The organism is Aquilutibacter rugosus, assembly GCF_036541335.1.
GTDB classification, from domain to species: domain Bacteria; phylum Pseudomonadota; class Gammaproteobacteria; order Xanthomonadales; family Xanthomonadaceae; genus Aquilutibacter; species Aquilutibacter rugosus.
The window spans coordinates 817,626-842,868 of sequence record NZ_JAZHBO010000002.1 but is presented as its reverse complement, the minus strand read 5'-3'; the positions used below and the strand labels follow the sequence as shown (position 1 = coordinate 842,868).

Genomic DNA, 25,243 nt, shown 5'->3' with positions numbered 1-25,243 from the left:
GAGCTTCCAGCGTAACCCAAGGGCAGGGCACCTATTGGGAGTGACGGCAGCGACGATTCGCCCACTGAGCACAAGGGGCCAAAAATGACTCACTACTTCAACACAACGGGGTTAACCGCCAATCAATTAGCTGTTGCGATTGAGTCGGCGAGACGGCAGGAGGATGCAATCTTGGCCCTGTTCCGTCAACGCAATCGGCCCATGTCGCCAAGCATGGTGCAACGGGAAATGGAAAAGTTCGGCAAGGTATGGCCGATTACGTCCGTGCGCCGGGCTATGACCGTGCTGACAGGACAGGGTGACCTGGCCCAGACCGAAATCAAGATCGTCGGCGTGTTTGGCAAGCCCGAACACTGCTGGGGCCTACCGTCTACACAGGGAGGGCTGTTCCAGTGATCCGCGATTACCTGCGCGAAGTGCGCATCAAGGCCCTGTCGTGGCGCATTACGTGGCTTGTGAAGTTCCGCCGATTCGATGCGGCGAGTGCCGCATTCAACCTATTGCGGAAGGAAGTGGCGAGCCGTTCCCTGAACCAGATCGAGCGTATGGAACGCAAGGCGGGGCTAAGGAAGTGAGTAAGCGCAAGTCGATATCACAGAAGGCGCGGTTCGAAGTTTTCAAACGCGATGGGTTTTCCTGCACGTACTGTGGCGCAACGCCGCCGAAAGCAATCCTGCACGTAGATCACATTCACCCGGTTGCGGAGGGTGGCGACAATTCCCAAAACAACCTCGTCACCGCTTGCGATCAATGCAACTGGGGCAAGGGAGCTCGCCTGCTGACCTCTATCCCTGAGGGCCTGAAAGACAAGGCCGCACGGATCAAAGAAGCTGAAATGCAGTTGGCGGGCTTCAACGAAGTTTTGCGGACACAAAAGCAGCGCATCGAGGGTGACGCATGGGAGGTGGCGCAGGTCTGGATGGGTATCCATGACCCTGACGGAATCCCAAGGACGCATTTTCAGTCGATCAAGAAGTTCATTGAAGAGCTTGGCGTCGTGGAATGCGTGGACGCAATGGAGATTGCTGTCGCAAAGATCAATTACAGCCCGACGAAATGCTTCAAGTACTTCTGCGGAATTTGCTGGAACAAAATCAAGCAAGGGGGGTCTCCCAGATGAGTCGCTCGCGCAACCTAAAGCCGGGGTTCTTCAAGAACGACCTCCTTGCAGAGTGTGATCCACTGACCCGCATTTTCTTTCAAGGCCTATGGTGCGAAGCCGACCGTGAGGGACGGCTGGAATATCGCCCCAAACGCCTGAAGGCGGCAATCCTTCCGTATGACGATGCGGACGTTGACGCGATGGTGCGGCAACTCTCGTCGCTCGGCTTCGTAACGGTGTATACCGTCGAAGGTGTGCAATACCTCCAGGTCGAAAACTTTCTCAAGCACCAAAATCCCCATAAGAATGAAGCACTTAGCAACATTCCAGAAAAGCACCATACAAGCACCATACAAGCACCAGAGTCCAACAGTACTAATCGGGCTGATTCCTTTAACCTGATTCCTGATTCCCTTAACCCTTCTTCCGATGCTGACGCATCGGTCGTCGACAGCGATGCTGCCGACCCTCCGCCAGCCGACGATCCACCCGTCACCGAACCCCCTGCTGACGAAAAACCCCCAAAGAGCCCGCTATGCCCGGTGGAGGAAATAAAAAAACTCTACGGCGAGATCCTGCCAGAGCTGCCGCAGCCACGGGTGTTCACGGATGCCCACCGCAAGGCGCTATGCCTCCGGTGGCGAGAAAACCCCGCTCGGCAGTCGCTGGACTGGTGGCGAGACTGGTTCCTGTACGTGAAAGATTCCGACTTCCTCATGGGCCGCGTTTCAAGTTCCAACGGTCGCAAGCCGTTTACCGCCAACCTCCCGTGGCTGCTGAAGCCCGAAAACTTCGCCAAGGTCTGCAATGAGCACTACCACTGACGCTGAAACCGCCGTACTGGGCGCTTGCTTGCTGGACAAGGCCGCATTCGCCAAGGTGGCCGACTGGCTGTCGCCAGATGACTTCGCCGCTGAATTGCATAGCCGCGTATTCGCCACCATCGCCAAGCTGGCAATGGCAGGTAAGGATTCCGACTGCATCTCGGTGAACAACCAGCTGCCCGAACTCAAGCAGGAGCTGCAAAACGGCTCGGTGCTGGTCAATTGGGCGACGAACGTCATGAGCACGGCAACCGTCGAAGCCCATGCGGAAATCGTTCTGGAAGCCTCCAAGCGCCGCAAGCTGGAAACGGTGGCCCGTAACCTGCTGAACCCAACCCGTGACCGTGTGGCCGATACCGCGTTCGAGGCATCGAGCCAACTACTGGCCCTGACTGAATCCCGCGCCAAGTCTGCTGAGAGCATGGCCGCCGTTGGCCTGACGTGGTGGGGCGATTTTCAGCAGCGCATGGAGGGCCGCGTTCAGGGCCTGATGACACCGTGGGCCAAGCTCAACACCGCCACGAACGGCTTGCGGGAAGGTCAGTTGATTGTTATGGCGGCCCGTCCCGGCATGGGCAAGTCGGCGTTTGCAATCAACCTTGCAACGTCTGCCGCCATGCGGGGCGAGCGGTGCCTGCTGTTCTCGCTGGAAATGTCCGCCACGGAAATTTTCGACCGTATCATCGCTTCGCTGGCCTATGTCCCGCTGCAAAAAATCCTTACGGGCTCGACGGATACCGAGGAGCTGCAACGTATCTCTGCGAATGTCGGGTCCGTCCGCAAGTCGCCGCTGCTGATTGACGAGACGGGCATCCTGACAGCCGAACAAATTTGCGCCCGTGCCCGCAAGGAACACCTGCGCTCGCCGCTGAGCATTGTCATCGTGGACCATCTGAACATCGTCAAGCTGTCGGGCAAGGCGAGCGAGACAACCGAGCTGGCAAATGCGACACAGATGCTCAAGTCGCTGGCAAAGGAGCTGAAGGTTCCCGTCCTGGTACTCACCCAGCTCAACCGCAAAGTCGAGGACCGCGGCGACAAGCGTCCGCAACTGTCCGACTTGCGTGGCAGTGGTGCCATCGAACAGGATGCCGACGTGGTGCTGTTGCTTTACCGTCCGGGCTACTACGACAAAACCGACACGTCCAAGCGCGTCGAGTGCATCATCGCCAAGCAGCGCCAGGGCGAAGCGGGCCGAGCCATTTTGCTGACTGACAAGCTGCATATTGGCCTACTGGATGACTGTCACGACGAATGGGAGCCCGCTGTTGTCAGCAGCCGGCGCAGGAGGCAGTTCGCATGATGATGTGTCACATGGGACAGCGCAGTGCGGAGATCCACGTCATGTGTGGCGAGGTGAAAACGCAGAAGGATTACTACGCCCGCCTGAAAGAGATTTGCGGGAAGTGCAAGGACTGTGAAGCGGCGGTGTTCGAGTATTTCTGCAACACCTACCTGCAAGGCGGCAAGGACGCGGTGCTGGCGCAGTCAAAAATGTTCGGAAAGGGGTTTTTGTAATGGCAGACGGTAGCCCAAAGCGTCCACTGATGCGATACCACGGCGGCAAGTGGCGGCTCGCGCCTTGGATCATTTCTTACTTTCCAGAGCACCGGGCTTACGTTGAGCCGTTTGGCGGTGGCGGCTCGGTTTTGATTCGAAAAGAGCGAAGCTACGCCGAGGTTTATAACGACCTAGACGGCGAAGTGGTTAACCTGTTTCGCGTCACTCGCGAGCGTGGCGACGAATTGCGTGAGCTGCTGCGACTAACGCCATTCGCACGTGCTGAATTTGAATCAGCATGGCAACCATCAAGCGATGAACTTGAGCAAGCGCGTCGAACCGTTATCCGTAGCTTTATGGGGTTTGGAAGTGCAGCCGTGAGCCTTGAGGTCGGCGGTAAGCCAAAGACGGGATTCCGTGCTAATTCAAACCGTAGTGGCACGACGCCAGCCCACGATTGGGCAAATTACCCTGATTGCATGGCTGCACTGATTGAGCGATTGCAGGGCGTGGTGATTGAAAACCGCGATGCGATGAAGTGCATGGCGCATCACGATACGGAAGAAACGCTGCATTACGTGGATCCGCCTTACGTTGCATCAACCCGCGATAAGGGTGGCGACTATCGCCATGAAATGACAGATGCGGATCACCGTGAGTTAGCCGCGTTTTTGCGGACGTTGAAAGGCATGGTGGTGCTATCCGGTTATCACAGTGAACTTTACGACGAATTGTATGCCGATTGGTCACGAACAGAGCGCGTGGCATTTGCGGACGGTGCGATGAAGCGAACCGAAGTGCTTTGGTTTAACCGTGGTTTTGGGAATGTTGAGCAAGAGAGGCTGTTCGCATGACCCAGCTCATCATCAACTCCGAGCAAACGCTGTCCTCGGCTATCGGACAAATGCGGGAGTGGTTCCGTGAAAAGAAATACTTCACGGTGAATGCGAAGTTTGGGAAGAAGCGTTCGCTTGACCAGAATGCCCTTTCGCATAGTTGGTATCAGCAAGTGGCGAATGAGTTGCGCGAAAACACCGCTGTCGAAGTGAAACGCTACTGCAAGCTGCACTTCGGCGTTCCAATCCTACGCGCCGAAAACGACGATTTCCGCACGTCCTACGATGCGGTGATACGTCCGCTGGACTACGAGAAGAAACTGCTGGCAATGGACATTTTGCCCGTGACGTCGCTAATGACGACATTGCAACTGTCGCAATACTGCGAAGCGGTGCAGATGCACTACATCGACAAGGGCGTGATGCTGGAGTTTCCGGAATGAGTTTCTATTCAAGGTCGCTTCCCGCACCGACAAAGGCGCAACGTGCCCGCATGGACGCGATCAAGAACGGCGTGTGCATTCCTTGCCTGATTCGTGGCAAGCGCACGTTGTTCCCTGAGATTAACCACCTACTGTCTGGTGGGCTTCGCATCTCGCATGACGCAACGGTAGGCGAGTGCCAGTGGCATCACCGTCGAATCCCGAATGACGGGTGGAGTTTTGATTCCATGCGGGAAATGTACGGGCCGTCCCGCCTGTGCTCGCCGCGCGAATTTCACGCAGCATTTGGAACCGATAAGGAGCTACTGGAAGTGCAGAACGAAATGTTGGGGGTTCTATGAGCAACACGAAAAAGGTCGCACGCTGGACAGTCGAAGAGAACGCATATCTGCGCGACCAATACGCCGCGGCAGCGTGGCCCGAGATGGTGCGAGCACTGGGCCGTAACGAAGGCGCAATCCGAAACCAGGCGTTGTCGTTGGGACTGAATCGCCAGTGCGGCTTCGGTGGCGGGCACCAGTCCAACCGGTCAGCCCAGATGGAAGCCAAGATCGACGCCGCATTCCCTGATAGCCTGCCGACCGCAGTGGAGCTGTCCGAGGAGTTCGACATCGGTTTATCGACCGCAGCCCGATACATTCGGAGATTGCGAGCTGCTCGATCTTGCGATGCGGTCGAAGTCGCGCAGACCGCCAAGCCATCGGAGAAAGCCGAAGCCATGCGCAGCCTAAACATGCTGGTGGCGAAGGAATGGAACCCGGTCAGCCATTTCAACATCCAGTCACCACGGGGGATTCATGTCACGAAAGCCATCTAAGCAACGCTCATGCCGCTGCGGAAAGCCGATCCAGTACGGCGTGTGGTGCCTTACGTGCGCGATCCATCTGACCTTCGAATCCATGCGAGGCACGCGTAAATGATCGCCATTGATCCTGGCACAACGCATAGCGGGTTGGTGATTTACTCCCGAAACGGCACGGTCACAACTTCACTGGTTCTGGAAAACAAGGATGTGTTCGCTGAGATTAGGGCGCACTCAAACCTGCCCGTGGCGATTGAAATGGTTGCCAGTTACGGCATGGCCGTCGGCAGGGAAGTGTTTGAAACCTGCGTCTGGATTTGGCGCTTCATGCAGGCAGCGGGTGCGGAGCGTGTTCGCCTTGTTTACCGCAAGGACGTGAAGCTGCACTTGTGTGGCTCGCCAAGGGCAAAAGACGCAAATGTTCGGCAAGCGATTATCGACTTGTACGGTGGCAAGGCCGTTGCAGTTGGCAATAAGAAACAACCCGGTCCGCTCTATCACGTGAAGTCACACGCATGGTCAGCTCTGGCCGTGGCGATTACCGCAACCCAAACGGAGGGCTAACCCCATGACAGACGTTCGCAAGCTGCTTGCAAGGCTCAACCCCACCACCGTTAAGTTCGACATCGGCAGCGGTGGCGGTGTGCCAGAGCTGACGGCGCAGGACATCGCTGCGGCTTTGGCTTTCGTGCCCGATGGGATAGGCCGCGACATGATGTGCCTAATCTGGTGGCCCCACGGTGCAGGGGTGACACGCAGGGGCCTGGATGAAAAGATCGCCCAACTCCTACATGGGGAGCTATCGAAGCGTGTGCACGCGGTGCAGGATGCGAAGTTGGCCCTTGCGTTCCTTGAGGGGAGACTGGGCAGCCGATTCGTGAGCCATGCGACGCAGATGGAAATCCGCAAGGCGAAGCTACAAATCGAAACGGCAAAGATGAATTGCTGGCCTCTGGAATGCGCCGAGGTGTACGCCACGCTGCGTAATGCGGTCATTGACGAGCTGATGGAACCCAACCTGTGCAGGGCCTGTGGTGGCCGCTGTGACGTGCGGGACGGGGATCTGGTCGTTACTTGCGAGCAGTGCGAAGGCAGTGGGATTGCACCCGTATCTGATCGTGCACGGGCGCATCGAATCGGTCGCAGTCAGACAACGTATTTGCAGAACTGGCGCGGGCCATATGAGTGGCTGCATCGGAAGCTCAGCGAGGCCGAGGCCGAGGCACGAACGCTGTTGGCGAAGGCGTTGCAGTGAACGGTTGATGCCCGTTCACTTTCTTCGATAATCTACCAACATGCGATACGCGCCGATGCCTGTTGGCTGATGGCAGTATCCATACCAAGCCCCGCTAACCCGGGGCTTTTTCTTTGCGCGTGTTAGCGATGGTTCGCTTCCCGGCCTTCCAAGCCGTGGCTCCTAGGGTTCGATTCCCTACATGCGCTCCAACCCTTCCTACCCGCAATCTTGGGTCTTATATTCATGGAGTACCAATGACATCCCAAGACTGGCTGCCATTGGCGCTCGCAAGCATCAAGCGATGGGAAGGATGCCGACTGAAGGCGTACAAGGATCCCGCAACGAGCGATGGCCTTCCAATCACGATTGGCTGGGGATCGACGCGCGACAAGAACGACAAGCCGATTGCGCTGGGCACGGTTTGGACCCGGGAAATGGCCGATGACATGCTAGAGCGCGACGTCATGCGCCGCGCTGAAGCGATCGACTTGGGCATCAAAACCCGATTGAATGCGTGCCAGTTCGCGGCTTGCGTCTCGCTGTCTTACAACATCGGCGTAACAGCGTTTCTGCAATCGACACTGCTGCGCAAAATCAACGCCCGCGACTTCGATGCGGCGGAACGCGAGTTCGCCCGCTGGACCCGCGCAGGCGGAAAGGTTGTGCAGGGGCTGGTGAACCGCCGTAAAAGCGAGGCGGCTCTGTTCGCTACGCCCGTGGACGGCGACCGCTGCTATGGGGTGACGATGTGATCGGTGAGACGATGGTCGGCAAGACGCTCGCCCTAATCACTGGAACGGTGGCATCGGGTGAGCTGGTGCGGCAAATCACTGTCGCGCAAGCCGCTGATCCCGTTCTTTTTGGGATTGTGTCGCAGCCGCTGTTTCTGGCTGCGGTGGCGGGTGCGGCCTTCGGTGTGTGGAAGCTGCAGGGCATGGATGGCGACATCGAAGGCAAGCAGATCGCTTTCATTGCGAAGTCCGCCACCTTTCTGGCTACGGTCCTTGGCTTTGCGTTGTTTTCGGCGTGGATGATTACTGCGATTCTCGACTGGAAAACTGAAGGCACGCAGATTCATTCGTCGCTGGGCTGGATTGCGCTTAGCGGAATTACGGGGTTTCTGATGAGGAACTTGCTGGCGAAAATTCAATCCGCCGCCGAGCGGGTCATCGACATCATAGTGGACGCGATCGAGCGGACGCTGGGAGGTGGATCATGAGCGCCTTGCAGATCGCCATTGCCTGCTCCAGTTTTGCGGTGTGTTCCGTCGTGCTGTGGCAGCTCAAACACCAGTGCAACACCTACACGGCGAGCAATCAGGCACTGGGCTATGCCCGTCTGCTGCTGTTCGTCTTTGCCGCATGGCGAGGCGCTGACGCATTGAACAGCGTGGGCCAGCCAAGTGCCACGTGGGCCTATGCCCTGTTCGCCGCGGTGGCGGCTGTGGTCATCGGATTGCAGGGGGAGCAGGAATGATAACGCCCGTCCTCCAAGCCGTCTGGATGGGCCTGAAAGGGGCTGCCGAAACGGTTGCAACCGCGGTGGCATGGGCATTCAAGCCCGCCAACCGATTCAAGGCACTGGCACTGGTGCTGTGCATCAAGTCATCCGCCTTGCTGATTCGGCTGATTGATGCCCGCAGCACGATTGTGGTGGTGCAGGCCAAGGCCGCAAGCGAAGCGCAGTCTGCCAACTTCAAGTTGGGGCAGCTCACATTGGAGCGCGACGAATACAAACGGTCGTTTATGACGCTGAAAGCCGACATTGAGGCCGCAAACAAGGCGAACGCTGAAGCCTATGCACAGGCGCAGAAGGACAATGCGGACGCAATGACCCGCCTACGCGCTGACCAACTGAAGGCCGATAAGAGCCAGACCAAGCAGTTGCAGGTTATCCAGAATCAGGATGCCGTCTGCAAGGCCGCACTGGAATCGCTGGACGTGTACTGCAAAGGCGTGGGTGAGTTATGAACCGAGCTGTTTCCATTTTGGCAATAGCTGCCATGCTGACGGGCTGCCAAGCGTTCGGCGAGCGGCAAGAGATTCCGGCTGGCGTGGTGGTACGGACGGAAAAGGTTGAGGTGGTCCGTAAGGTCTATGTCCCTATTGATGCGGACCTGCTCAAGCGATGCGCATGGACCAAGGGCGTGAAGCCCAGCGCGGCTCTGACGGAGCTAGTCATCCGTAAGGGATGTCTGGAGCAGTATGAGCGCCAGCTCCAGACGATAAGCGGCATACAGGGGCGTGCGAAGTGAGCGGCAAGGGCAGCGTCCCGCGTCCTTTCTCAGTGGATAACGAGACGTACGCGGACAACTGGAGCCGCATTTTTGGAAAATCATCGGAGCAGGCCAAGCGTCAAGCAGCCTGTAAAGAACAACATGGCAACAGGAAAATTCAAGAAGGGCACTTCGGGGAATCCGAACGGTCGCCCGAAGGGATCAGTAAACAAATCAACGACTGAGTTCCGCCAAACGGTTCAGCAGTTACTGGACGACAACCGCGAGAATGTGGGCAAATGGCTTGAAACCGTTGCCGCAGACGACCCGTACAAAGCGCTGCAGGTGCTCAACAGCCTTGCAGAGTACGCCGCACCGAAGCTGAGCCGGACGGAACTGTCAGGCGACTCCGAGAACCCGCTATCCGTCGTCACCCGTGTTGAGCTCATCGGTGGCTAAGACCGCGCAAGTTCGCTTGCCGCCGAAGCTGATCCCCGTGTTCACCGGAACGGCCCGCTACCGTGGAGCCTACGGCGGACGGGGAAGCGGCAAGACGGCCAGCTTTGCGCTGATGACGGCCATTCGAGCCTATCAGCACGCAATGGCAGGCGAGTCTGGCATCATCCTGTGCGGGCGTGAGTTTTTGAACTCGCTGGACGATAGTTCCATGGGCGAGATCAAGGCGGCGATCCGCGAAACGGAATGGCTGGCCCCACACTTCGACATCGGGGAGCGGTACATCCGCACCAAGTCGGGCAAGGGGCGGGTGGACTTTAGCTTTGCTGGCCTTCGCACCAATGTGGACAGCCTGAAGTCCAAGTCCCGCATTTTGCTGGCGTGGATTGACGAAGCGGAAACGGTGACGAGCCTGTCCTGGTCGAAGCTGGTGCCGACGGTCCGCGCGAACAATTCAGAGATCTGGGTGACGTGGAACCCCGAGCGCGAACAGAGCGCAACGCATCAGCGGTTCCGCGCCAACATGGATGACGACATGAAGATTGTCGAGCTGAACTGGCGCGACAATCCGTGGTTCCCAGCCGTGCTGGAAGCCGAACGGCAGCGGGACCTGAAGTCCCGTCCCGAAGAATACGACTGGGTGTGGGAAGGCGACTTCCGCAAACTGGTCGCGGGCGCGTACTTTGCCAAGGGACTGACCGAAGCGAAGCAGCAAAACCGCATTGGCTTTGTCGCACCCGATCCGCTGATGACGACCCGAGCCTATTGGGACATCGGCGGCACTGGAGCCAAGGCGGACGCCTGCGCGATCTGGATTGCGCAGTTCATCGGTACGGAAATCCGTGTGCTGGACCATTACGAAGCCGTCGGGCAACCGCTGGCAACGCACGTGGAATGGCTGCGGTCCAAGGGTTACGACAAGGCGCAGATGATCCTGCCGCACGACGGCGCAGCGCACGACAAGGTGTACAAGGTGACATACGAGTCGGCGCTTCGTGAAGCAGGCTTCGCCGTCCGCGTTATTCCCAACATGGGCGCAGGTGCGGCAACCAAACGCATTGAAGCGGTACGGCGCATTCTGCCGCAATGCCGATTCAACGAAACCACAACGCAAGGCGGGCGCGAGGCGCTTGGCTGGTATCACGAAAAGCAGGACGAAAAACGCGGCATCGGCTTAGGACCGGACCACGATTGGTCGTCGCATTCGGCGGACTCGTTCGGATTGCTTGCCGTGGATTACCAGCAGCAGCCGACCAGCACCCGCCAACCGATTCAATACAAGCGACTTCGATAAATGACCGACAAACTGGACGATCTGGCAATTGAGGGCGCGGTTCGCAGCTTCCTTGACACGGCACTGGGCTCCCCTGGCGACGACATTGACACACTGCGGGAGCGCAACCTGCGCTTCTACAATGCCGAACCCGTCGGTGAGTTGGCACCGCCGGACATTGCTGACCGCAGCGACTTCGTGGCCACGGACGTGGCCGACACCGTGGAGTGGATGCTCCCGCAGCTGATCCGCCTGTTCGTCAGCTCCGATAACGCGGTTGAGTTCGAAGCCCGCCGCCCCGAGTCCGCACCGCTGGCAAAACTGGCAACCGAATACGTCAACTGGCTGTTCTACACCCGCAATGACGGGCAGGAAATCCTGTACGACTGGTTCAAGGATGCGCTGCTGCAAAAGGTGGGCTTCCTGAAGATCTGGGCGGAAGAGGAATCAGAAGACGAGCGCCGCACCTTGGATGGTGTCACGCAGGACCAGGTGGCGATGATGCTGGAGGATGGCTGGGAAGCGCAGGACGCCGCTCAGTATGACGACGGCACCCTGTCGGTCACGCTAACCAAAGACGGGAGATACGTGTGCATCAAGGCCGCCGCAGTGCCACCTGCCGAAATGCGCGTGGACATCAACGCCCAGTGGGGCGGTGAGCCTGCGGCAATGGCGCACGTCTATCAGCGCCGCCGCTTCGAGCTGGAGCAAGACGGCTTCGACCTGTCGGACGTGTCGTTTGACGGATTCCGCGATGACTATGGCGAACTGGGCGAAGCCATGCAGGCATCGGGCGAGATGCACGAATCGCACCGTCCCGTGGAAGTGGCGGAGACCTACATTAAACTGGACCGTGACGGTGACGGCGTGGCGGAATGGCTGAAAGTCGAAACCATTGCGGGCCAGCTGGCCATCCGTGACGGCAAGCCGAGCATCGAGCAGGTGGATGACCATCCGTTCGTGTGGATCTGTCCGATCCCGCGTCCACACGCTTTCTTCGGTGATTGCCCGGCCGACTTGGCAATCCTGCCGCAGAAGCTGCGAACCGATACCATCCGCGTGCTGCAGGATAACCTGTACCTGACCGTCAATCAGCGCACCTACGTCAACCAAAACGCCGACGTGCAGATCGAGGACCTGATCGAATCACGCCCCGGCGGTATCGTGCGCGGTTCGGGTCCCATGTCCGACGCCATCGCGCAGATCGTGCAGCCGTCATTGGCTGCGCCTGCGTACCAGTTCAGCGAATGGATCGAAAACTGGAAGGAAAACCGCACGGGCTTTACGCGCTATTCGCAGGGCATGGATGCGTCCGCTCTTAACAAAACGGCCACGGGCATTTCGATTGTCACGCAAAAGGCCGACATGCGCATGGAACTGATCGCCCGCAATTTCGCGGTCGGCGTGCGCAAGGCATTCGCCAAGTTCCTGAAACTGGCAGTGGCGCATCAGGACCGCGAGGAAATGATCGAACTGTCGGGCGATTGGGTGGCGATCAATCCGTCCGAGTTCAAGGACCAGTTCAACGTCAAGATTCGCGTTGGCCTTGGAACCGGCACCAAGGAACAGACCATGCAACGCGCGATGGCCCTGCTGGAAGCGCAGCTCAAGGCTGGCGTTCCGACGGGCATCGTGCGCCCCGAACAGATTGCCGAAACGATCAAGCTGCTGGTCGAAGCCAATGAGTTCAAGCAGCCCGAACGGTTCGTGGACATGAAGCCGCAGAATGCGCCGCGTCCCGAGCAAATGCAGGAAATGCAGCAGCAATTGCAACAAATGCAGCAGGAAAACCAGCAGCTCAAGGCGCAAAACGAAAGCAAACAAGGCGATTTGCAACTCAAGGCGGCGGAGCTGGAACTCAAGAAGCAGGAACTGGCGGGCAAGCAGTACGAGGCCGAACAGCGCCTGCAACTGGGCTTTGCGGATTCGGCGCGTGCCGATGCGCAGGTCGAGCAGCCCGAAGCCATTGCGCAACTGGCTCAGCAGGTGGAGATGCTGACCGAGATTGTCATGCAGCTGGCCCAGCCGCCGCAGCTTGAAATGCCGCCTGAGCCTGATGCGCTTCAAATGGAACCAATGGAACAGCCCGAGCCGCCGCAAGGCGGTTTTTCTTTGGGCGATGACGCGCTGTGAACGACATTGAGCGCGGACAACTGGCCGAAGCCGTCCTGAAAAACGAGGTGTTTCAGGACGCCTTTGCACAAATCAACACCGAGGTATTCAACGAATGGCAACGCGAGCCAAACGAAGCGAAACGAAACGAGCTGTGGCAGCTAATGCAAGCGACAAAGCGCCTGCAAACGCTGCTCACGCAGGCGATGAACAACGGCAAGGTGGAGCTCAAGCGGCAAAGCGCACTTGGGCGGATGTTGAAGCTGTCGTGAAGTCCATCGAAACCCCGAACAATCCCCTGTGCTTGGTCCTGACCGATCTGCACGGCGCACCGCAACTGGTGGCCGGAATCTATGGCAGCGCCAAGGTGCGCAAGGGTCCCGAAAACGTCGCTGTGACCAGTGACGGAGTGCGACACCCCCTTTAACAACCACAAGGAAAACCCATGTTTGGTGACGAGTTAACCCAGCCAAGCGAAACCCTCGATGACATTCTGGCGCTGGATTCGGAAGAATCCGAAGAAGAGGTACTCGAAGACGAGGAAGTGACGGAGACCGAGGACAGCGAGGCCGAGGAATCCGAAGACGAGGAAAGCCCCGAGGACGAGGACGAGGACGAGCAGGACGATCCCACCGTTGAGATTGAACACAACGGCAAGGTGGTCAACCTGAAGCAGTCCGAGCTCAAGGAGCTGGCCCAAAAGGGCTTTGACTACACCCAAAAGACGATGGCACTGGCCGAAGAACGCAAGGCATTCGATACCGAGCGAACGCAGGTCAGCAATCAGCGTCAACACTACGAATCGCGCGTGGAGGAGGCCAGCCAAGCATTGCAGGCCGCCTACCAATTCGCCCAGGCATCGCTTGGGGAAGCGCCCGATCCGTCTCTCGCCTATGAGAACTCCGGTTATTACCTGGAGCTCAAAGCGCAGCACGAAGCACGACAAGCCCAGCTCGGCAGTATCGCGCAGATGCACCAACAACTCACGCAGCAGGCTCAGCGGGAACGCCAAGAGACCTTGCAGCGTCGGGGCGTGGCAGCGGAAGCCGATTTGAAAGGCAGCTTGGAAGGCTGGAATGACGCAATGGCCGAAGACCTCGCGCAGTACGCCGCCAATAACGGACTGGCACCGCACGAAGTGGACGCACCATACGTCACGGCAGGTTTTTGGAAGCTGCTGGCCAAGGCCAAGGCCTACGACACGTTGCAGGCCACGAAAGCCAACATCAAGCCCACGAAAACCATTGCCAAAGTCGCCAAACCCAAGGCGGCACCGGGCCGGCAGCCCGAAGCCCTGCGCCGCGCCAATGCGGAAAAGGCCTTCAGCGCGAAACCGACCATCCACAACCTTGCAAACCTTTTAGATTAAGGAACCACTGTTATGCCCGCAAACTCCCTCCTGACCGGTTCGGTCATCAAGCTCCCTGTGGACGTTGAAGACAAGATCTACAACTTCTCCCCGGATGATTCCCCGCTGGTCTCGGCTATCGGCCGTGGCAAGATTCACAATGTCTTCTTTGAATGGCAGCGTGATACCTACCGCGCACCGAACGCCGCAAATGCCGCCATCGAAGGCGCGGATGCCAGCTACTCGGCGCAAACCCAGCCGGGTCTGCTGAACAACCGCACCCAGATCTTCCAAGACACCGTTTCGGTTTCCAACACCGCGCAAGCCGTCGATAAGTACGGCCGCAAGGATGAAGCCAAGCGCCTGTGCGCGAAGAAAATGGTGGAAATCAAGCGTGACATCGAAGCCGCCTGCATTTCCTCGGGTGCCACCGTCACCGGCACTTCCGCCGTTGCTGGCCGACTGCGCGGTCTGTACGGCTTCATCACCAACGATGTGTTCGGCGCAACGGGTGCATCGCCCGATCCGACCACCAACACCGCGCCGATTTCCGGCACCGACGTGGCACTGACCGAAACCATGCTGAAAGACGGCATCCAATCGGCCTACGTCAACGGCGGTTCGGGTTCGGTCGTGATGTGCTCGCCTGCTCACAAGGTCAAGATTTCGACCTTTACGGGCAACGTGCAGCGCACCAACGAAGTCGGCAGCAAGCAAGCTGCGGTGCTCAATGCCGCGTTTGACTTCTACCGTTCCGACTTCGGCGTGACCAAGGTGGTGCCGAACCGCGTCATGGCAACCGCTGCCGTTGGCCTGAACGACACCCTGTACATTCTCGACTACGACAAGCTGGAACTGGCCCAGCTGCGTGGCTTCGAGCGTGAGCAGCTGGCCACCGTGGGCGATGCCGAAAACTGGCAAGTCCGCACCGAAGTCTCGCTGCGCGTGCGCGATGAGCGTCCGCTGTACGCGATCCGCGACATCACCGTCAGCGGTTCGTAACCGTAGTCTGCTGTCTAAAGATTGGGAGTCACCTTCGGGTGGCTCCCTTTCTTTTTGGGGAAACCATGAGCAATCCACTGACCACTTCATACGCCGAAACCGTCGATGGTAAGGAAGTGATTTTTCACGAAGCCAAGCGATCTGACATTGATTTGGTGAAAAACCACTGTGCCGACCTGCGCTCCATTGGCGCGGGCGAAGGCAAGGACGACAAATGGTGCATGAGCGCACCGGGCTGGGTCATCATCGCGTGGTGCGACAGGCACGGCGTGTCCTGGGGTGACTTCATGCGCAACCCCGAACTGACCAATCGCTTCATCGAAGATCCCGATAACGCGGCATTCCGCATTTGGCAGGGCAAGCTGTGACCTATACCGAGTTCCGATCTTCCGTGCTTCGCCTGATTGATGGCGACGACACGGCTGCCAGTTCCTTGAGCGTGGCCGCGCTGGATGAGTTCATCCGCATGGGTGAGTCGCGCGTGGTGTCCGATTTTCGTTCCAGCTTGATGATGCAAGGCTTCGCCGCCACGCCCATTAACGGACAAATCGGACTGCCCGACGACCTGCTCGAACTGTGCGTGATCCATCAGGACGGACGGCGGCTTGAGTTTGTCGGCCATGAGCGCCTGAACGAGTCCGAAAAGTTCTGCACCCAACTGGGCAACAATTTGTTGGTGAGCGGTACGGGGCCTGTCTCAATCACCTACTATGCGCGGCCCGCAGACCTAATCACCGTCTTGCATCCCACATTCATGCGTCACCGTGAGCTGTACCTGTACGCCACCGTGCTGTCCGCCGCCATGCACATGGGCTTGCCGCAACTGGACGTGTGGACGGCAGCCTACGCCACGCAATTGCAGCAGGCCAAGCGCATGGAGCGGCTGGCCGTTACGAATGGCACCCCGCTACGGATTCGCTCACGGTGAAATCGAACTTTCTCGGCCAAGCGTATGCGGTCCGCAGCTTGCCGCTGGCATCGCAGACGTGCGTGAACCTGTATCCCGAAGTGTCGGAGACGGGTGGCGCGTTCTACGGCACGCCCGGTAAGCGCCTGCTGGCGACTTTAGGCGGCCCGATTCGCGGCCTGCTGGCCGTGGGTCCGCACCTGTACTGCGTGGCAGGCAATGCCGTGGTGCGGCTTACGGCGGCCTTTGCTGCCACGACGCTGGCCACCTTGCCCAGCAACAGCGGCGCAGTCGGCATGGCGTTCAATAACTCGCAGGTCGTGATTGCGCACCCCGATGGCTGGACCGTGATTGACCTGCCAACCGGTACGGTCTCCACCACGGCGCTGGCTCCCGCGACCTGTGACGTGACGTTTATCGACAACTACGGCGTCGCGGCAGCCGACAACGGCACTTACGTCTGGACCAGCGTGGCGAACTTCGGCAACATCGACGCGCTGGCCTTTGCATCCGCCGAGGGCAGTCCCGACAAGATCCTGTCCACGCTGGCCGATCACCGCGAACTGTGGCTGATGGGCGAATCCACGATTGAGGTTGCTCAGGTCGGCACCGATCCCGATCTGCCGTTCACGCGAACGACGTTCATCGAGCAAGGCATTCTGGCCCCGAAGTCTGCCGTCAAGCAGGACAACTCCGTGTTTTGGCTGGGGCGCAACGACAAGGGGCAGGGCGTGGTGTACCGCGCCGACGGCTACACGCCCGTCCGCATTTCAACTCACGCGATCGAGCTGGCAATTGGCGGCTATGCAAATCCAGAATCGTGCACGGCGTACACCTATCAGCAAGACGGCCATCATTTCGTCTGCTTCAACTTTGACGAAGCAACGTGGGCGTACGACATCAACACCCAAGCATGGCACCAACGCGCCTACCGTGACCCGTTTACGGGCGCTCTCAAGCGCGACCGTGCGGAGCATCACGCGCTGTTCGCCGGGCAGCACATTGTCGGCGACTGGGAAGATGGCCGCCTGTACGCGCTGGACATGACGCACTACCTAGACGGCTCGGAGCAAATCTACCGCGAACGCACGTGGCGGCAATTCGATGCCGAAAACCGCCGCATGGTGCACCATCGTCTGGAGCTGCTGGCCGAAAACGGCATCGGCCTGGACGGGGTGCAGCCCAGCGACTGGACCGATCCCCAGGTCTGGCTGTCCTGGAGCAATGACGGCGGGCGCACGTGGAGCTCGGAGCATTCGCGCTCCCTGGGCAAGATCGGCGAATACCTGTCGCGCATTGTCTGGTGGCGGCTGGGTACGGCCCGCTCCCGCGATTACCGCATCCGCACCACGGCAGCGGTTCCGATCTGTCTCCGTGAAGTCACCTTTCAAGCCGAGGTTTGCAGCAAGTGAAATCGGTTCGAGACTGGCTCCCGCCGGCACACGTCCCCGTGGTCGGCAAGGACGGCAAGATGAACCCCGTCTGGTATCGGTACATGACCGAGAACGCGAACACGCTGGGGGGCGTGCAAGGCCCCACGCTGGCTGAGATTCAGGAATCCGTGACGGCTGTGCAAACTGCCGCCAATCAGCCACAGGAATTGGATATCGACGGCGGCGGCATCACCATCAACGCCGCATTTCAAAAGCACCGCCTGACACTGGCCCAGAATGTCACGGGTGTGTCGTTTGCCAACGTTCCCACGGCAGCAACCCTCACGATTGAGATCGAACAATGGGGCGGCAGTAAGACGATTGCATTCCCCGCCAACGTGAGCCCCGTTTCAGGCGTGCCCTATGTGCCGACACCGCAGATTGGCTCCGTGGACCTTGTGACCCTGCAAACCACCAACGGCGGCGTGACGTGGTATCTGTCCGTGACCCAATCCCCCGGCATGGGCGTGTCACTGGCCCCCAGTCCGGCAACGGCCAGCATTGCCTATGCGGGAACGCCCAATGCGCCCAGCGTGGTGGTGACGGCAACGGTCAACGGCGGAACAGGCCCCTTCACCTATGCATGGGCGCGGGATGACGCGGGCGGCACCAGTTTTCAGATCTCGTCTGCAACGGCCAGCAATCCGACCTTCGATATTCCCAGCGGCGATACGGCGTTCAATACAACGCAACGGTGGCGCTGCACGGTGACCGATTCCGCGTCCAAGGTCGCGCAGGCAACCGTCAACATCACCTTGACGCGCACGATGGCAGCAGGCGTGACGGTCACCCTGACGCCGATTTTCGATAATGCCTACGTCATCAACCCCGATACCCCGGAAGTGCTCGTTACCACTGCTGTATCCGGGGGCACGGGGCCGTACACCGAAAACTGGTCGCGCATTGACGCATATGGCGGCACGGACTTCACCATTGGCTTCGTGTCAGCCAATACGGACCGATTCACCAGTTCAGGGCATTACTACTACCGCGAACAGACGTGGCGCTTCACGGCCACGGATTCGACCGGGGCGACGGCCTATGCCGACGTAGTGATTACATTGGAGCGTGCATGATCCGCGCCGCAACGCTTGACGATGTTGGGGCAATCGTTGACATGGCACGAAAGTTTTACGCCACGACAGACTATGCAAACTTCGCACCTTTTGACGAAACCGCCATGACGCATTTGGTCGCCGGATTGGTGGACCACGTACTGCTGATTGCGGAGCAGGACGGCCAACCTGTAGGCATGGTCGGCCTAATGGTGTCGCCGTTTCTGTTCTCTCCATCGCAGACCTTCGCCACGGAAATCGTGTGGTGGGTGGAGGAATCGGCGCGTTCAAACGGCGTCGGCATTGAACTCCTACGCGCCGTTGAACCCGCGTGCAAGCAAAAGGGCTGCACATCCATCCAGATGATGCACCTCGCCACATCACCCAAACAGGCTGGACTGCTTTACCAGCGTCTGGGCTACCGACATTCCGAAACTTCATACTTCAAGGTGATCTAAATGGCGATTGGAACAACTGCCGCAATCATCGGTTCCAGCCTTATCGGTGCAGGCGCATCGGCAATGGCTGGCAGGTCGGCAAGCAAGGCCGCCAATCAAGCAACCGCCGCAAGCGAACAGTCAGCGCGTGAGCAAAACGCGCTCAGCAAGTACATCTATGAGCAGCAACGCGCCGACAACGAACCGTTCCGCCAAGGCGGACTGACAGGTCAGCAGGAATACATGCGGATGCTCGGTCTGGACACACAGAACTATGCGGCGCAGTCAACCAATCCGCTGCAAATGGGCTATGAGCAGGGCACACCTGTCGGCGGCACCAACGACTTTGCAGGCCGTGCGTACCTGGCTGCCAATCCCGATGTGGCGCAGGACGCCTACTTTGCACAGAACCCGTTGGCTCACTTCCAGCAATACGGCCAGTCCGAGGGCCGTGCGTGGAATCCAAGCGCGGTGGCTTCAGGCGCAGCCCAGCCATCCACTCTGGCGGGCTACACGGGCCAACAGGTCACGGACAAGCTGCGGGCTACACCGGGCTATGAGTTCGCGTTCGGCGAGGGCCAGCGGGCACTGGACGCGTCTGCCACGGCACGCGGCGGACTCTTTTCAGGCGCGGCAGCTAAAGCCTTGACCAAATACGGCCAAGGCGTGGCAGACCAGCAATACGGCAGCCACATGAACCGCCTTGCAGCACTGGCAGGAATGGGCCAGACCGCTACGAACCAGAACGCGCAGTACGCGCAGAACTACGGCACGCAGGTCGGCAACACAATCGGCAATCTTGCCAATGCGCGAGTCAGCGGTATCAACGCCAAGGCGCAGGCGAAGCAGTCCATGTGGGGCGACATTGCGGGTTTTGGTGGCATGGCACTGGGGCAGTTCGGCGGATTCGGCAAGCAACCGGAGTACTTCTAAATGTCCATCTACGAAAAGTTTACCGCCGGATATGCCGACGGGCAGAAGATCCGACAGGACCGTGAAGCCCAAGCCAAGCACAGCAAACTCGCAAGCCTTGCCAGTACGGTATTCAGCTCACCGCAGGCGAACCAGCAGGGCTACATTGCCGAAGCAATGGGCATTGATCCCCAGTTCGGCATAACATTGCAGGACGGCGCAGGCAAGCTCAATTCGCAGCGCGAAGAGAATCTCGTCAAAGGCGCTGAAATGCTGGTCAACGCACCCGAAGCGATGCGCCCGCAGTTGTATGCAAGCTTCAAGGCAACCAATCAGCACTTCGGCTACCAGCTGCCCGACGAATACACGCCCGAAGTTGCGGAGATGGCGTCGCAGATTGTGGCTTCGCGGAAGAAGGCGGCTGCGCCGAAGTTCACCTACACCAACGCCGACGGCAAGATGGTCGCCATCATGGATGACGGCACGGAAAAGGTGTACGGCGGCGTGAAGGACAAGCCCACCAACTTGCAGCCGCGTCTGGTGCCGCAGTCCGATGGCAGTTCCGTTGAGATGATCTTCGATCCGCGCACTGGACAGTACAGCCGCCCGAATTATGGTGATCCAAGCGTTTCGGCGGGGGTGCCGAGTGCTCCGAAGGGTGATTGGTCAGGTCACAGCCGTCAAGCGTTTGCAGGCGCAGTAAATGACGTTGCAAAGACTGTCGGCGGTCGCATCACTGGCGGCATGGACGAAGCGGGGCACAACACCAACTCCGTCCATAATGGACCAACGGGCGCGTTTGACGTGGGCATGGGCCGTGAAACGTCTGAACAACAGGAACGCATCATTGCAGCCTATCGCGCAGACGGGCGGTTCAATATCCGCGACGAACGAACACGCCCACCGGGTCAAGCTGTGTGGAGTGGTCCGCATATTCACATCACGCCAAAGGTTCCATTCGGTGGCAACGTGGTCGCATCCACCCAAGGCTCCGTCGGTGTTGCTCCGCGCGTACAAGGTCCGCAAATGGGCGTGAAGCCCACCAAAGCCGCAATCGACAAGCCCAAGGGTGCACCGTCTGGCTACCGCTGGAACGCAACGGGAACGGCGCTTGAGCCAATCCCCGGTGGCCCTGCGAACAAGCCCGGTGGCGCACGTTCCACAGCCGGCGGTAACGCATCAGGGCTCCCGCTAATGTCGGCAGGCGAACGGAAGGACGCCGTGGCACGCAAGGCAAAGGTCCCGTTGCTGCAAAACGCAGTGCGTGGGCTGACCCGCATTGACGCGGCACTGGACAAACTGGACGGTGCATTAGTGAACACCGGACCTCTCGATCAGCACGTGACGAGCCGAACCCCGCAGGGGCAGGAATTGGTCTCGGCAGTGAATGGCATCCAAGAAACCCTGCTGTCACTGACCCGCGTTCCCGGCATGGGTTCGCAGTCCGATATGGAAGCGCGAATTGCAGGCATGAAGTTCCCGTCACTTGAAATGGCTCCCGAAGTCAACAAGGCAACGATGAAACAACTGCGGGCATTTGTGGCAGACCTTGCGCGGCAGTATGCGACGCAGATCCGTGAAGATGATGCGCGGATTGGCGGCGGGCAGGCTGCGCCGCAACCCCAAGGCTCAGGCGGTGGCGCAAGCCGTGGAACGCCTGCGGTTGGCACTGTGAAGAACGGCTACCGATTCAACGGCGGCAATCCCGCTAACCCGAAAAGCTGGAGCAAAATCTAATGGCGAAGCCGTGGGAAGAGTATCAAGACGGACCGTGGAGCGAGTACGCCAACAAGTCGGAGCGCCCGAACCTCTCGGGCTTCCAGTCGGGCCAGACGCCGCACACCAAGGACGTGAAGGCGACGCGTAAGCAGGTCGTCAAACAGAAAGCCCAGCGCATGAGCGCCCCGCAGCGGTTTATCGCTGGTGCGTCCAACGCTGTCGGCAAGCCGATTGTCGGTGCGGCGCAAATGCTGGGCATCGCACCCGAGTGGACGCAGCGTGAAATGGACCGTCTGGATGCCGAATCCGAAGGACTGGGAACGGCAGGTAAGGTCGGCGGTGTTGTGGGAGACGCGCTGACATGGGCGGCTCCCGGTGGCGCGATTGGTAAGATTGGCGCGATTGGTAAGGCCGGGCAAAAAGCCAGTCAAGCCATTGCCAATGTCGGCGTCGGTGCTGTCGCGGGTGGCTTGCAGCCAATTCATGACGGCGAATCGCGTGCGCAAAACGCCGCATGGGGTGGCGCTGCGGCGGGCGTTGGTCACGGCCTGGCAAGCGCAATCGGCGGCAGCGGGGCTCGCGCGGCGGCTCAGGCTGTGCCCGCTACAAACCGCCAACTGGCAAAGCGGGCCATTGAGCGTGGCATCCCTGTCACGGCAGCTCAGGTGTCGGACGCACCGCTTGCAAAAGTGGCAGGCTCTATCTCAAAGCACCTTCCATTCAGTGGCGCAAGCGGGAAGGCAGCGGCGCAGCAGGGCGCGTTTAACCGCGCGGTTACGGAGACGTTTGGTGAAAGCGCGGACAATATCAGTGATGACTTAATCCTCGGCGCAAAGTCGCGCATCGGCGCGGGCTATGACGACATCTATTCCCGAAACAATATCCCCCTGTCACCTGAAGCAATGTCCCAACTTGGGACTGCCAAGCAGCAGGGGCTGGATATCCTGACCGCCGATCAGGGCGATGTGCTGTCAAGGCAGCTTGATTCCATCATCAACACCGCTGAGAACGGCGTGCTGTCCGGTCCGAAGTACCAGGCATTGCGGTCCCAACTTCTGCGAGCTGAAACCAATGGGGGCGCACTTGGTGAAGCGGTGCGTGGCGTCCGAAGCGCATTGGATAACATCGCCGATGGAGCCGTGGGCGGCGACGATGCGGCTGCGCTGGCGACCCTGCGCGGGCAGTACCGTAATCTCAAATTGACGGAAAAGGCACTCGCACAAGTCGAAGGCGCAAAGGGTAATGTCCGTCCGGCGTCGCTGTGGAACCTGTCAAACGGCAAGTACGGCGCAACGCCTGAAATGCGTGAGTTGGCAAAAATCGGACAGGTTGTTTTGAAAGACCCGATCCCAGACAGCGGCACGGCGCAACGTCTGATGACGATGCTGGCTGTCGGCGGTCCGCTTGGACTCGCAGGCGGGATTCCGATGCTCCTTCAAGGTGCCGCCGCAGGTGCAACCATTGGACGCGCCGCAAACTCCAACGCACTGGCCCGGTTCATGCTCCGCGAGAATCCCGGCGCATGGCGGCAACAGGCCAGTGAAGGTCTCGGAGCTCTCAGTCGTTACGCATCCGTGCCAATGGGCGTGGCAACCATGCCGTTAATGCCTTGGGCTGACGAGCCGCAAGAGTAAGCGCCACAAGCCCCCAAACACCTGGCTCGGTGAGTAGGTATCGGCCAGTTTGAATACCAGCGGCGCAAGCATGATGCCGAGCAGTGTTGTTAAGTCCATATACGGACTCCGAAGTTAATCAGTCCCATCCTACACCCGTTTTGCAGCACACCAGACCCCGCACTTGCGGGGTTTTCTTTTGAAGGAATCAAAGTGGCCGACCTCGCCCCCTCTCCGAAACAGCAGTTCTTCAACAACTCAGGCGTCCCCTTGGCTGGTGGAAAGCTGTACACCTACGCCGCAGGCACGACCACGCCGCAGGCGACGTATTCCAACCGCGCCGCCTCGTCACCCAATCCGAACCCGATCGTGCTGAACAGTCGCGGTGAAGCGGTCCTGTTCTTGGACCCCGCGCTGGTCTATGACTTCAAGCTGGAAAGCGCCGACGGTGCGCTGGTGTACACGCAACCTGATGTTGCCGCAAGCAATGGCCTTGCCGACCTCGCTTCCACCGACGCGGGCAAGGGTGCGGAGATGGTGGGGTTCAAGCAGGCGGGGGCGGGGGCGGTTGGGCGGGATTTGCTGGACAAAGCCCGCGAAACCATTTCCGTTAAGGACTTCGGCGCAAAGGGCGACGGCATCACCGATGACACGGCAGCCATTCAAGCAGCTGTGAATTATGTGCAATCGCTGACTCCGGGATCATCGAACGGCGCACGGCTGTTCATTCCGAACGGCGATTACCGCATCCGCGACTCCATTCTCGTGACTGCGCCGATTGAAATTCAAGGTGCGGGTGCGCAAGCCACAAAGATTGCGATTGATATGGGTTCGACATTCGACGTGACCTCTGCGGGTGTGATTTTCCGTGACCTGTTCATTCCCGGCGGGTATGCATGGCCAAGCAACGGAATCAAACTGACCAATGGCAATGGCGTAATTATCGAGCGTTGCACGTTCCAGAACAACGTCACCGGCATTGATATGACATTGAGTTATGCGGTCGAAGTGATTAGCTGCGTGTTCGATGTGTGTTACAGCTACGGCATTTATTCATCCACGTCATGTCACAACCTCATGGTTGAGCGCTGCGGATTCTTCACCTGCGGCGTGATGAACGGCGGTCACGCAATCAACATTTCCGCGGCTTCCGACAATATCGGCATCAAGGACAACGACTTCGAATACTGCAACGTTAATATCCAGTTGCATTCGTGCAACTCGGTTGAAATTACCGGCAACTATTTCGAGTATCACGACGATGCGTGCTTCTTCTTCGGCGGAACCTGCACAGGCATCATTATCGAAGCCAACTGGATTGCACTTGGGCACGCAACCAATGGCGGGTTCACCGCGACCATTGCCAACATCAAGGGCGGACGGTTCCGCCATAACACCATTTACAACCAAGCCGTCGTGTTCGACTCCGCAACACTGGAAGGGTTCACGGTTGGGTTAAACCAAAAGACGGGCACGGGGACGCTCGGCGGTCAGCCGTGGATTACGCCGACATACCTGAACTCATGGGGGCAACAGACTAGCTACACGGCGGTTGGCTACATGAAGGACGAGAACGGGTGGGTGCATCTGCGTGGGATGCTTCTCGGCGGGGCGGTTCCGGATGCACTGTTCACATTGCCTGCGCCCTATCGCCCCCCAACGATTGCGGTGTTTGCAGCCGAGTCGAGTAACGGTGCGTCACGAATTGAAGTGCATCCAGACGGCAACGTTCTTCCAGTCGTCGCGGCAGGCAACAACCCATCACTGGACGGCATCCGATTCTACGTCGGGAACTAACGCAACCTCAACTCCCGCGGCGACAAATGCGTTTACCGCTGCAAGGGCGACGTCCGACACGTAAATCAGACTAATCTGACAGACACCAACCCCACCAACAACTAACCTGAGTTTCCCCACCCGCCGTAAGTCCGCCTCCCCACGGCGGGCGGGTGGGGGACTTGCTACGGAAAGTCTATTCCGCGCATCATGAGGTTCTATTATTAGCCATAAAGCTAAC

Annotated in this window: 33 protein-coding genes and 1 tRNA gene; all 34 read left to right on the top strand. The window is 59.1% G+C overall.

Going from position 1 to position 25,243, the window contains the following annotated elements:
- Window positions 1-84: 84 nt before the first annotated feature.
- Window positions 85-396 (top strand): hypothetical protein, encoded by a 312-nt coding sequence (locus V3390_RS09325; RefSeq protein ID WP_331704209.1) that lies wholly within the window; start codon window positions 85-87, stop codon window positions 394-396.
- Entirely contained in the window at window positions 393-575 is a 183-nt protein-coding gene (locus V3390_RS09320; protein WP_331704208.1) for a hypothetical protein, read from the top strand. The genes V3390_RS09325 and V3390_RS09320 overlap by 4 nt, the downstream gene beginning before the upstream one ends.
- Window positions 572-1,120, top strand: a complete 549-nt coding sequence (locus tag V3390_RS09315) for an HNH endonuclease (RefSeq protein WP_331704207.1) — start codon at window positions 572-574, stop codon at window positions 1,118-1,120. Before V3390_RS09320 ends, V3390_RS09315 begins: the two co-directional genes overlap by 4 nt.
- Window positions 1,117-1,926 (top strand): hypothetical protein, encoded by an 810-nt coding sequence (locus V3390_RS09310; RefSeq protein WP_331704206.1) that lies wholly within the window; start codon window positions 1,117-1,119, stop codon window positions 1,924-1,926. Before V3390_RS09315 ends, V3390_RS09310 begins: the two co-directional genes overlap by 4 nt.
- Entirely contained in the window at window positions 1,910-3,229 is a 1,320-nt protein-coding gene (locus tag V3390_RS09305) for a replicative DNA helicase (protein WP_331704205.1), read from the top strand. The genes V3390_RS09310 and V3390_RS09305 overlap by 17 nt, the downstream gene beginning before the upstream one ends.
- Window positions 3,226-3,444: a hypothetical protein gene (locus V3390_RS09300; RefSeq protein ID WP_331704204.1), complete on the top strand. Its 219-nt coding sequence runs from the start codon at window positions 3,226-3,228 to the stop codon at window positions 3,442-3,444. The genes V3390_RS09305 and V3390_RS09300 overlap by 4 nt, the downstream gene beginning before the upstream one ends.
- A complete protein-coding gene (locus V3390_RS09295; protein ID WP_331704203.1) occupies window positions 3,444-4,280 on the top strand; it encodes a DNA adenine methylase in 837 nt (278 codons plus the stop codon). The genes V3390_RS09300 and V3390_RS09295 overlap by 1 nt, the downstream gene beginning before the upstream one ends.
- Window positions 4,277-4,705 carry a NinB/YbcN family protein gene (locus V3390_RS09290; RefSeq protein WP_331704202.1) on the top strand — a complete coding sequence of 143 codons (429 nt, stop codon included), beginning with the start codon at window positions 4,277-4,279 and terminating at the stop codon, window positions 4,703-4,705. The genes V3390_RS09295 and V3390_RS09290 overlap by 4 nt, the downstream gene beginning before the upstream one ends.
- Window positions 4,702-5,046, top strand: a complete 345-nt coding sequence (locus V3390_RS09285; protein WP_331704201.1) for a Ref family recombination enhancement nuclease — start codon at window positions 4,702-4,704, stop codon at window positions 5,044-5,046. The genes V3390_RS09290 and V3390_RS09285 overlap by 4 nt, the downstream gene beginning before the upstream one ends.
- Window positions 5,043-5,522 (top strand): hypothetical protein, encoded by a 480-nt coding sequence (locus V3390_RS09280; protein WP_331704200.1) that lies wholly within the window; start codon window positions 5,043-5,045, stop codon window positions 5,520-5,522. Before V3390_RS09285 ends, V3390_RS09280 begins: the two co-directional genes overlap by 4 nt.
- Window positions 5,523-5,621: 99 nt before the next feature.
- Window positions 5,622-6,071 carry a hypothetical protein gene (locus tag V3390_RS09275; RefSeq protein WP_331704199.1) on the top strand — a complete coding sequence of 150 codons (450 nt, stop codon included), beginning with the start codon at window positions 5,622-5,624 and terminating at the stop codon, window positions 6,069-6,071.
- Between the two features lie 4 nt (window positions 6,072-6,075).
- Window positions 6,076-6,762, top strand: coding sequence for a hypothetical protein (locus V3390_RS09270; protein WP_331704198.1), 687 nt, complete (start codon window positions 6,076-6,078; stop codon window positions 6,760-6,762).
- A gap of 115 nt (window positions 6,763-6,877) precedes the next feature.
- Window positions 6,878-6,953, top strand: a tRNA-Gly gene (locus tag V3390_RS09265).
- Window positions 6,954-6,998: 45 nt separating this feature from the next.
- Window positions 6,999-7,496, top strand: a complete 498-nt coding sequence (locus V3390_RS09260) for a lysozyme (protein ID WP_331704197.1) — start codon at window positions 6,999-7,001, stop codon at window positions 7,494-7,496.
- Window positions 7,497-7,507: 11 nt separating this feature from the next.
- Window positions 7,508-7,963: a hypothetical protein gene (locus V3390_RS09255; protein ID WP_331704196.1), complete on the top strand. Its 456-nt coding sequence runs from the start codon at window positions 7,508-7,510 to the stop codon at window positions 7,961-7,963.
- Window positions 7,960-8,220: a hypothetical protein gene (locus V3390_RS09250; protein ID WP_331704195.1), complete on the top strand. Its 261-nt coding sequence runs from the start codon at window positions 7,960-7,962 to the stop codon at window positions 8,218-8,220. Before V3390_RS09255 ends, V3390_RS09250 begins: the two co-directional genes overlap by 4 nt.
- The gene (locus V3390_RS09245; protein ID WP_331704194.1) at window positions 8,217-8,714 is read left to right on the top strand and encodes a hypothetical protein; all 498 of its coding nucleotides are present in this window, start codon (window positions 8,217-8,219) and stop codon (window positions 8,712-8,714) included. Before V3390_RS09250 ends, V3390_RS09245 begins: the two co-directional genes overlap by 4 nt.
- On the top strand, window positions 8,711-8,998 hold the full coding sequence (locus tag V3390_RS09240) for a hypothetical protein (RefSeq protein ID WP_331704193.1): 288 nt from the start codon (window positions 8,711-8,713) through the stop codon (window positions 8,996-8,998). The genes V3390_RS09245 and V3390_RS09240 overlap by 4 nt, the downstream gene beginning before the upstream one ends.
- Window positions 8,999-9,070: 72 nt before the next feature.
- Window positions 9,071-9,418: a DUF5681 domain-containing protein gene (locus V3390_RS09235; protein ID WP_331704192.1), complete on the top strand. Its 348-nt coding sequence runs from the start codon at window positions 9,071-9,073 to the stop codon at window positions 9,416-9,418.
- A complete protein-coding gene (locus V3390_RS09230) occupies window positions 9,396-10,709 on the top strand; it encodes a PBSX family phage terminase large subunit (RefSeq protein WP_331704191.1) in 1,314 nt (437 codons plus the stop codon). Before V3390_RS09235 ends, V3390_RS09230 begins: the two co-directional genes overlap by 23 nt.
- Window positions 10,710-12,821 carry a portal protein gene (locus V3390_RS09225; RefSeq protein ID WP_331704190.1) on the top strand — a complete coding sequence of 704 codons (2,112 nt, stop codon included), beginning with the start codon at window positions 10,710-10,712 and terminating at the stop codon, window positions 12,819-12,821.
- A complete protein-coding gene (locus V3390_RS09220; protein WP_331704189.1) occupies window positions 12,818-13,072 on the top strand; it encodes a hypothetical protein in 255 nt (84 codons plus the stop codon). Before V3390_RS09225 ends, V3390_RS09220 begins: the two co-directional genes overlap by 4 nt.
- A complete protein-coding gene (locus V3390_RS09215; RefSeq protein WP_331704188.1) occupies window positions 13,069-13,227 on the top strand; it encodes a hypothetical protein in 159 nt (52 codons plus the stop codon). The genes V3390_RS09220 and V3390_RS09215 overlap by 4 nt, the downstream gene beginning before the upstream one ends.
- Before the next feature lie 18 nt (window positions 13,228-13,245).
- The gene (locus V3390_RS09210) at window positions 13,246-14,169 is read left to right on the top strand and encodes a hypothetical protein (RefSeq protein ID WP_331704187.1); all 924 of its coding nucleotides are present in this window, start codon (window positions 13,246-13,248) and stop codon (window positions 14,167-14,169) included.
- A 12-nt stretch (window positions 14,170-14,181) separates the two neighbouring features.
- A complete protein-coding gene (locus V3390_RS09205; protein WP_331704186.1) occupies window positions 14,182-15,150 on the top strand; it encodes an SU10 major capsid protein in 969 nt (322 codons plus the stop codon).
- A 65-nt stretch (window positions 15,151-15,215) separates the two neighbouring features.
- Window positions 15,216-15,518, top strand: a complete 303-nt coding sequence (locus V3390_RS09200) for a hypothetical protein (protein ID WP_331704185.1) — start codon at window positions 15,216-15,218, stop codon at window positions 15,516-15,518.
- Window positions 15,515-16,078: a phage adaptor protein gene (locus V3390_RS09195; RefSeq protein ID WP_484463099.1), complete on the top strand. Its 564-nt coding sequence runs from the start codon at window positions 15,515-15,517 to the stop codon at window positions 16,076-16,078. The genes V3390_RS09200 and V3390_RS09195 overlap by 4 nt, the downstream gene beginning before the upstream one ends.
- On the top strand, window positions 16,075-17,469 hold the full coding sequence (locus V3390_RS09190) for a hypothetical protein (protein ID WP_331704183.1): 1,395 nt from the start codon (window positions 16,075-16,077) through the stop codon (window positions 17,467-17,469). Before V3390_RS09195 ends, V3390_RS09190 begins: the two co-directional genes overlap by 4 nt.
- Window positions 17,466-18,566: a hypothetical protein gene (locus tag V3390_RS09185; RefSeq protein WP_331704182.1), complete on the top strand. Its 1,101-nt coding sequence runs from the start codon at window positions 17,466-17,468 to the stop codon at window positions 18,564-18,566. Before V3390_RS09190 ends, V3390_RS09185 begins: the two co-directional genes overlap by 4 nt.
- Complete coding sequence (locus V3390_RS09180) at window positions 18,563-19,003, top strand: GNAT family N-acetyltransferase (protein ID WP_331704181.1); 441 nt, start codon at window positions 18,563-18,565, stop codon at window positions 19,001-19,003. The genes V3390_RS09185 and V3390_RS09180 overlap by 4 nt, the downstream gene beginning before the upstream one ends.
- Window positions 19,004-19,915 (top strand): hypothetical protein, encoded by a 912-nt coding sequence (locus V3390_RS09175; protein WP_331704180.1) that lies wholly within the window; start codon window positions 19,004-19,006, stop codon window positions 19,913-19,915.
- A complete protein-coding gene (locus V3390_RS09170; protein WP_331704179.1) occupies window positions 19,916-21,631 on the top strand; it encodes a hypothetical protein in 1,716 nt (571 codons plus the stop codon).
- A complete protein-coding gene (locus V3390_RS09165) occupies window positions 21,631-23,247 on the top strand; it encodes a hypothetical protein (RefSeq protein WP_331704178.1) in 1,617 nt (538 codons plus the stop codon). Before V3390_RS09170 ends, V3390_RS09165 begins: the two co-directional genes overlap by 1 nt.
- A 192-nt stretch (window positions 23,248-23,439) precedes the next feature.
- A complete protein-coding gene (locus tag V3390_RS09160; protein ID WP_331704177.1) occupies window positions 23,440-25,023 on the top strand; it encodes a glycosyl hydrolase family 28-related protein in 1,584 nt (527 codons plus the stop codon).
- Window positions 25,024-25,243 lie beyond the last annotated feature (220 nt).

Excerpts from the sequence above, each read along its gene's own strand:
- V3390_RS09290 (WP_331704202.1), top strand. The coding sequence starts at position 4,277 with ATGACCCAGCTCATCATCAACTCCGAGCAAACGCTGTCCTCGGCTATC.
- V3390_RS09240 (WP_331704193.1), top strand. The coding sequence starts at position 8,711 with ATGAACCGAGCTGTTTCCATTTTGGCAATAGCTGCCATGCTGACGGGC.
- V3390_RS09280 (WP_331704200.1), top strand. The coding sequence starts at position 5,043 with ATGAGCAACACGAAAAAGGTCGCACGCTGGACAGTCGAAGAGAACGCA.
- V3390_RS09300 (WP_331704204.1), top strand. The coding sequence starts at position 3,226 with ATGATGATGTGTCACATGGGACAGCGCAGTGCGGAGATCCACGTCATG.
- V3390_RS09205 (WP_331704186.1), top strand. The coding sequence starts at position 14,182 with ATGCCCGCAAACTCCCTCCTGACCGGTTCGGTCATCAAGCTCCCTGTG.
- V3390_RS09200 (WP_331704185.1), top strand. The coding sequence starts at position 15,216 with ATGAGCAATCCACTGACCACTTCATACGCCGAAACCGTCGATGGTAAG.
- V3390_RS09210 (WP_331704187.1), top strand. The coding sequence starts at position 13,246 with ATGTTTGGTGACGAGTTAACCCAGCCAAGCGAAACCCTCGATGACATT.
- V3390_RS09295 (WP_331704203.1), top strand. The coding sequence starts at position 3,444 with ATGGCAGACGGTAGCCCAAAGCGTCCACTGATGCGATACCACGGCGGC.
- V3390_RS09325 (WP_331704209.1), top strand. The coding sequence starts at position 85 with ATGACTCACTACTTCAACACAACGGGGTTAACCGCCAATCAATTAGCT.
- V3390_RS09250 (WP_331704195.1), top strand. The coding sequence starts at position 7,960 with ATGAGCGCCTTGCAGATCGCCATTGCCTGCTCCAGTTTTGCGGTGTGT.
- V3390_RS09245 (WP_331704194.1), top strand. The coding sequence starts at position 8,217 with ATGATAACGCCCGTCCTCCAAGCCGTCTGGATGGGCCTGAAAGGGGCT.
- V3390_RS09175 (WP_331704180.1), top strand. The coding sequence starts at position 19,004 with ATGGCGATTGGAACAACTGCCGCAATCATCGGTTCCAGCCTTATCGGT.
- V3390_RS09275 (WP_331704199.1), top strand. The coding sequence starts at position 5,622 with ATGATCGCCATTGATCCTGGCACAACGCATAGCGGGTTGGTGATTTAC.
- V3390_RS09270 (WP_331704198.1), top strand. The coding sequence starts at position 6,076 with ATGACAGACGTTCGCAAGCTGCTTGCAAGGCTCAACCCCACCACCGTT.
- V3390_RS09180 (WP_331704181.1), top strand. The coding sequence starts at position 18,563 with ATGATCCGCGCCGCAACGCTTGACGATGTTGGGGCAATCGTTGACATG.
- V3390_RS09165 (WP_331704178.1), top strand. The coding sequence starts at position 21,631 with ATGGCGAAGCCGTGGGAAGAGTATCAAGACGGACCGTGGAGCGAGTAC.
- V3390_RS09305 (WP_331704205.1), top strand. The coding sequence starts at position 1,910 with ATGAGCACTACCACTGACGCTGAAACCGCCGTACTGGGCGCTTGCTTG.
- V3390_RS09260 (WP_331704197.1), top strand. The coding sequence starts at position 6,999 with ATGACATCCCAAGACTGGCTGCCATTGGCGCTCGCAAGCATCAAGCGA.
- V3390_RS09255 (WP_331704196.1), top strand. The coding sequence starts at position 7,508 with ATGGTCGGCAAGACGCTCGCCCTAATCACTGGAACGGTGGCATCGGGT.
- V3390_RS09285 (WP_331704201.1), top strand. The coding sequence starts at position 4,702 with ATGAGTTTCTATTCAAGGTCGCTTCCCGCACCGACAAAGGCGCAACGT.
- V3390_RS09225 (WP_331704190.1), top strand. The coding sequence starts at position 10,710 with ATGACCGACAAACTGGACGATCTGGCAATTGAGGGCGCGGTTCGCAGC.
- V3390_RS09170 (WP_331704179.1), top strand. The coding sequence starts at position 19,916 with ATGTCCATCTACGAAAAGTTTACCGCCGGATATGCCGACGGGCAGAAG.
- V3390_RS09310 (WP_331704206.1), top strand. The coding sequence starts at position 1,117 with ATGAGTCGCTCGCGCAACCTAAAGCCGGGGTTCTTCAAGAACGACCTC.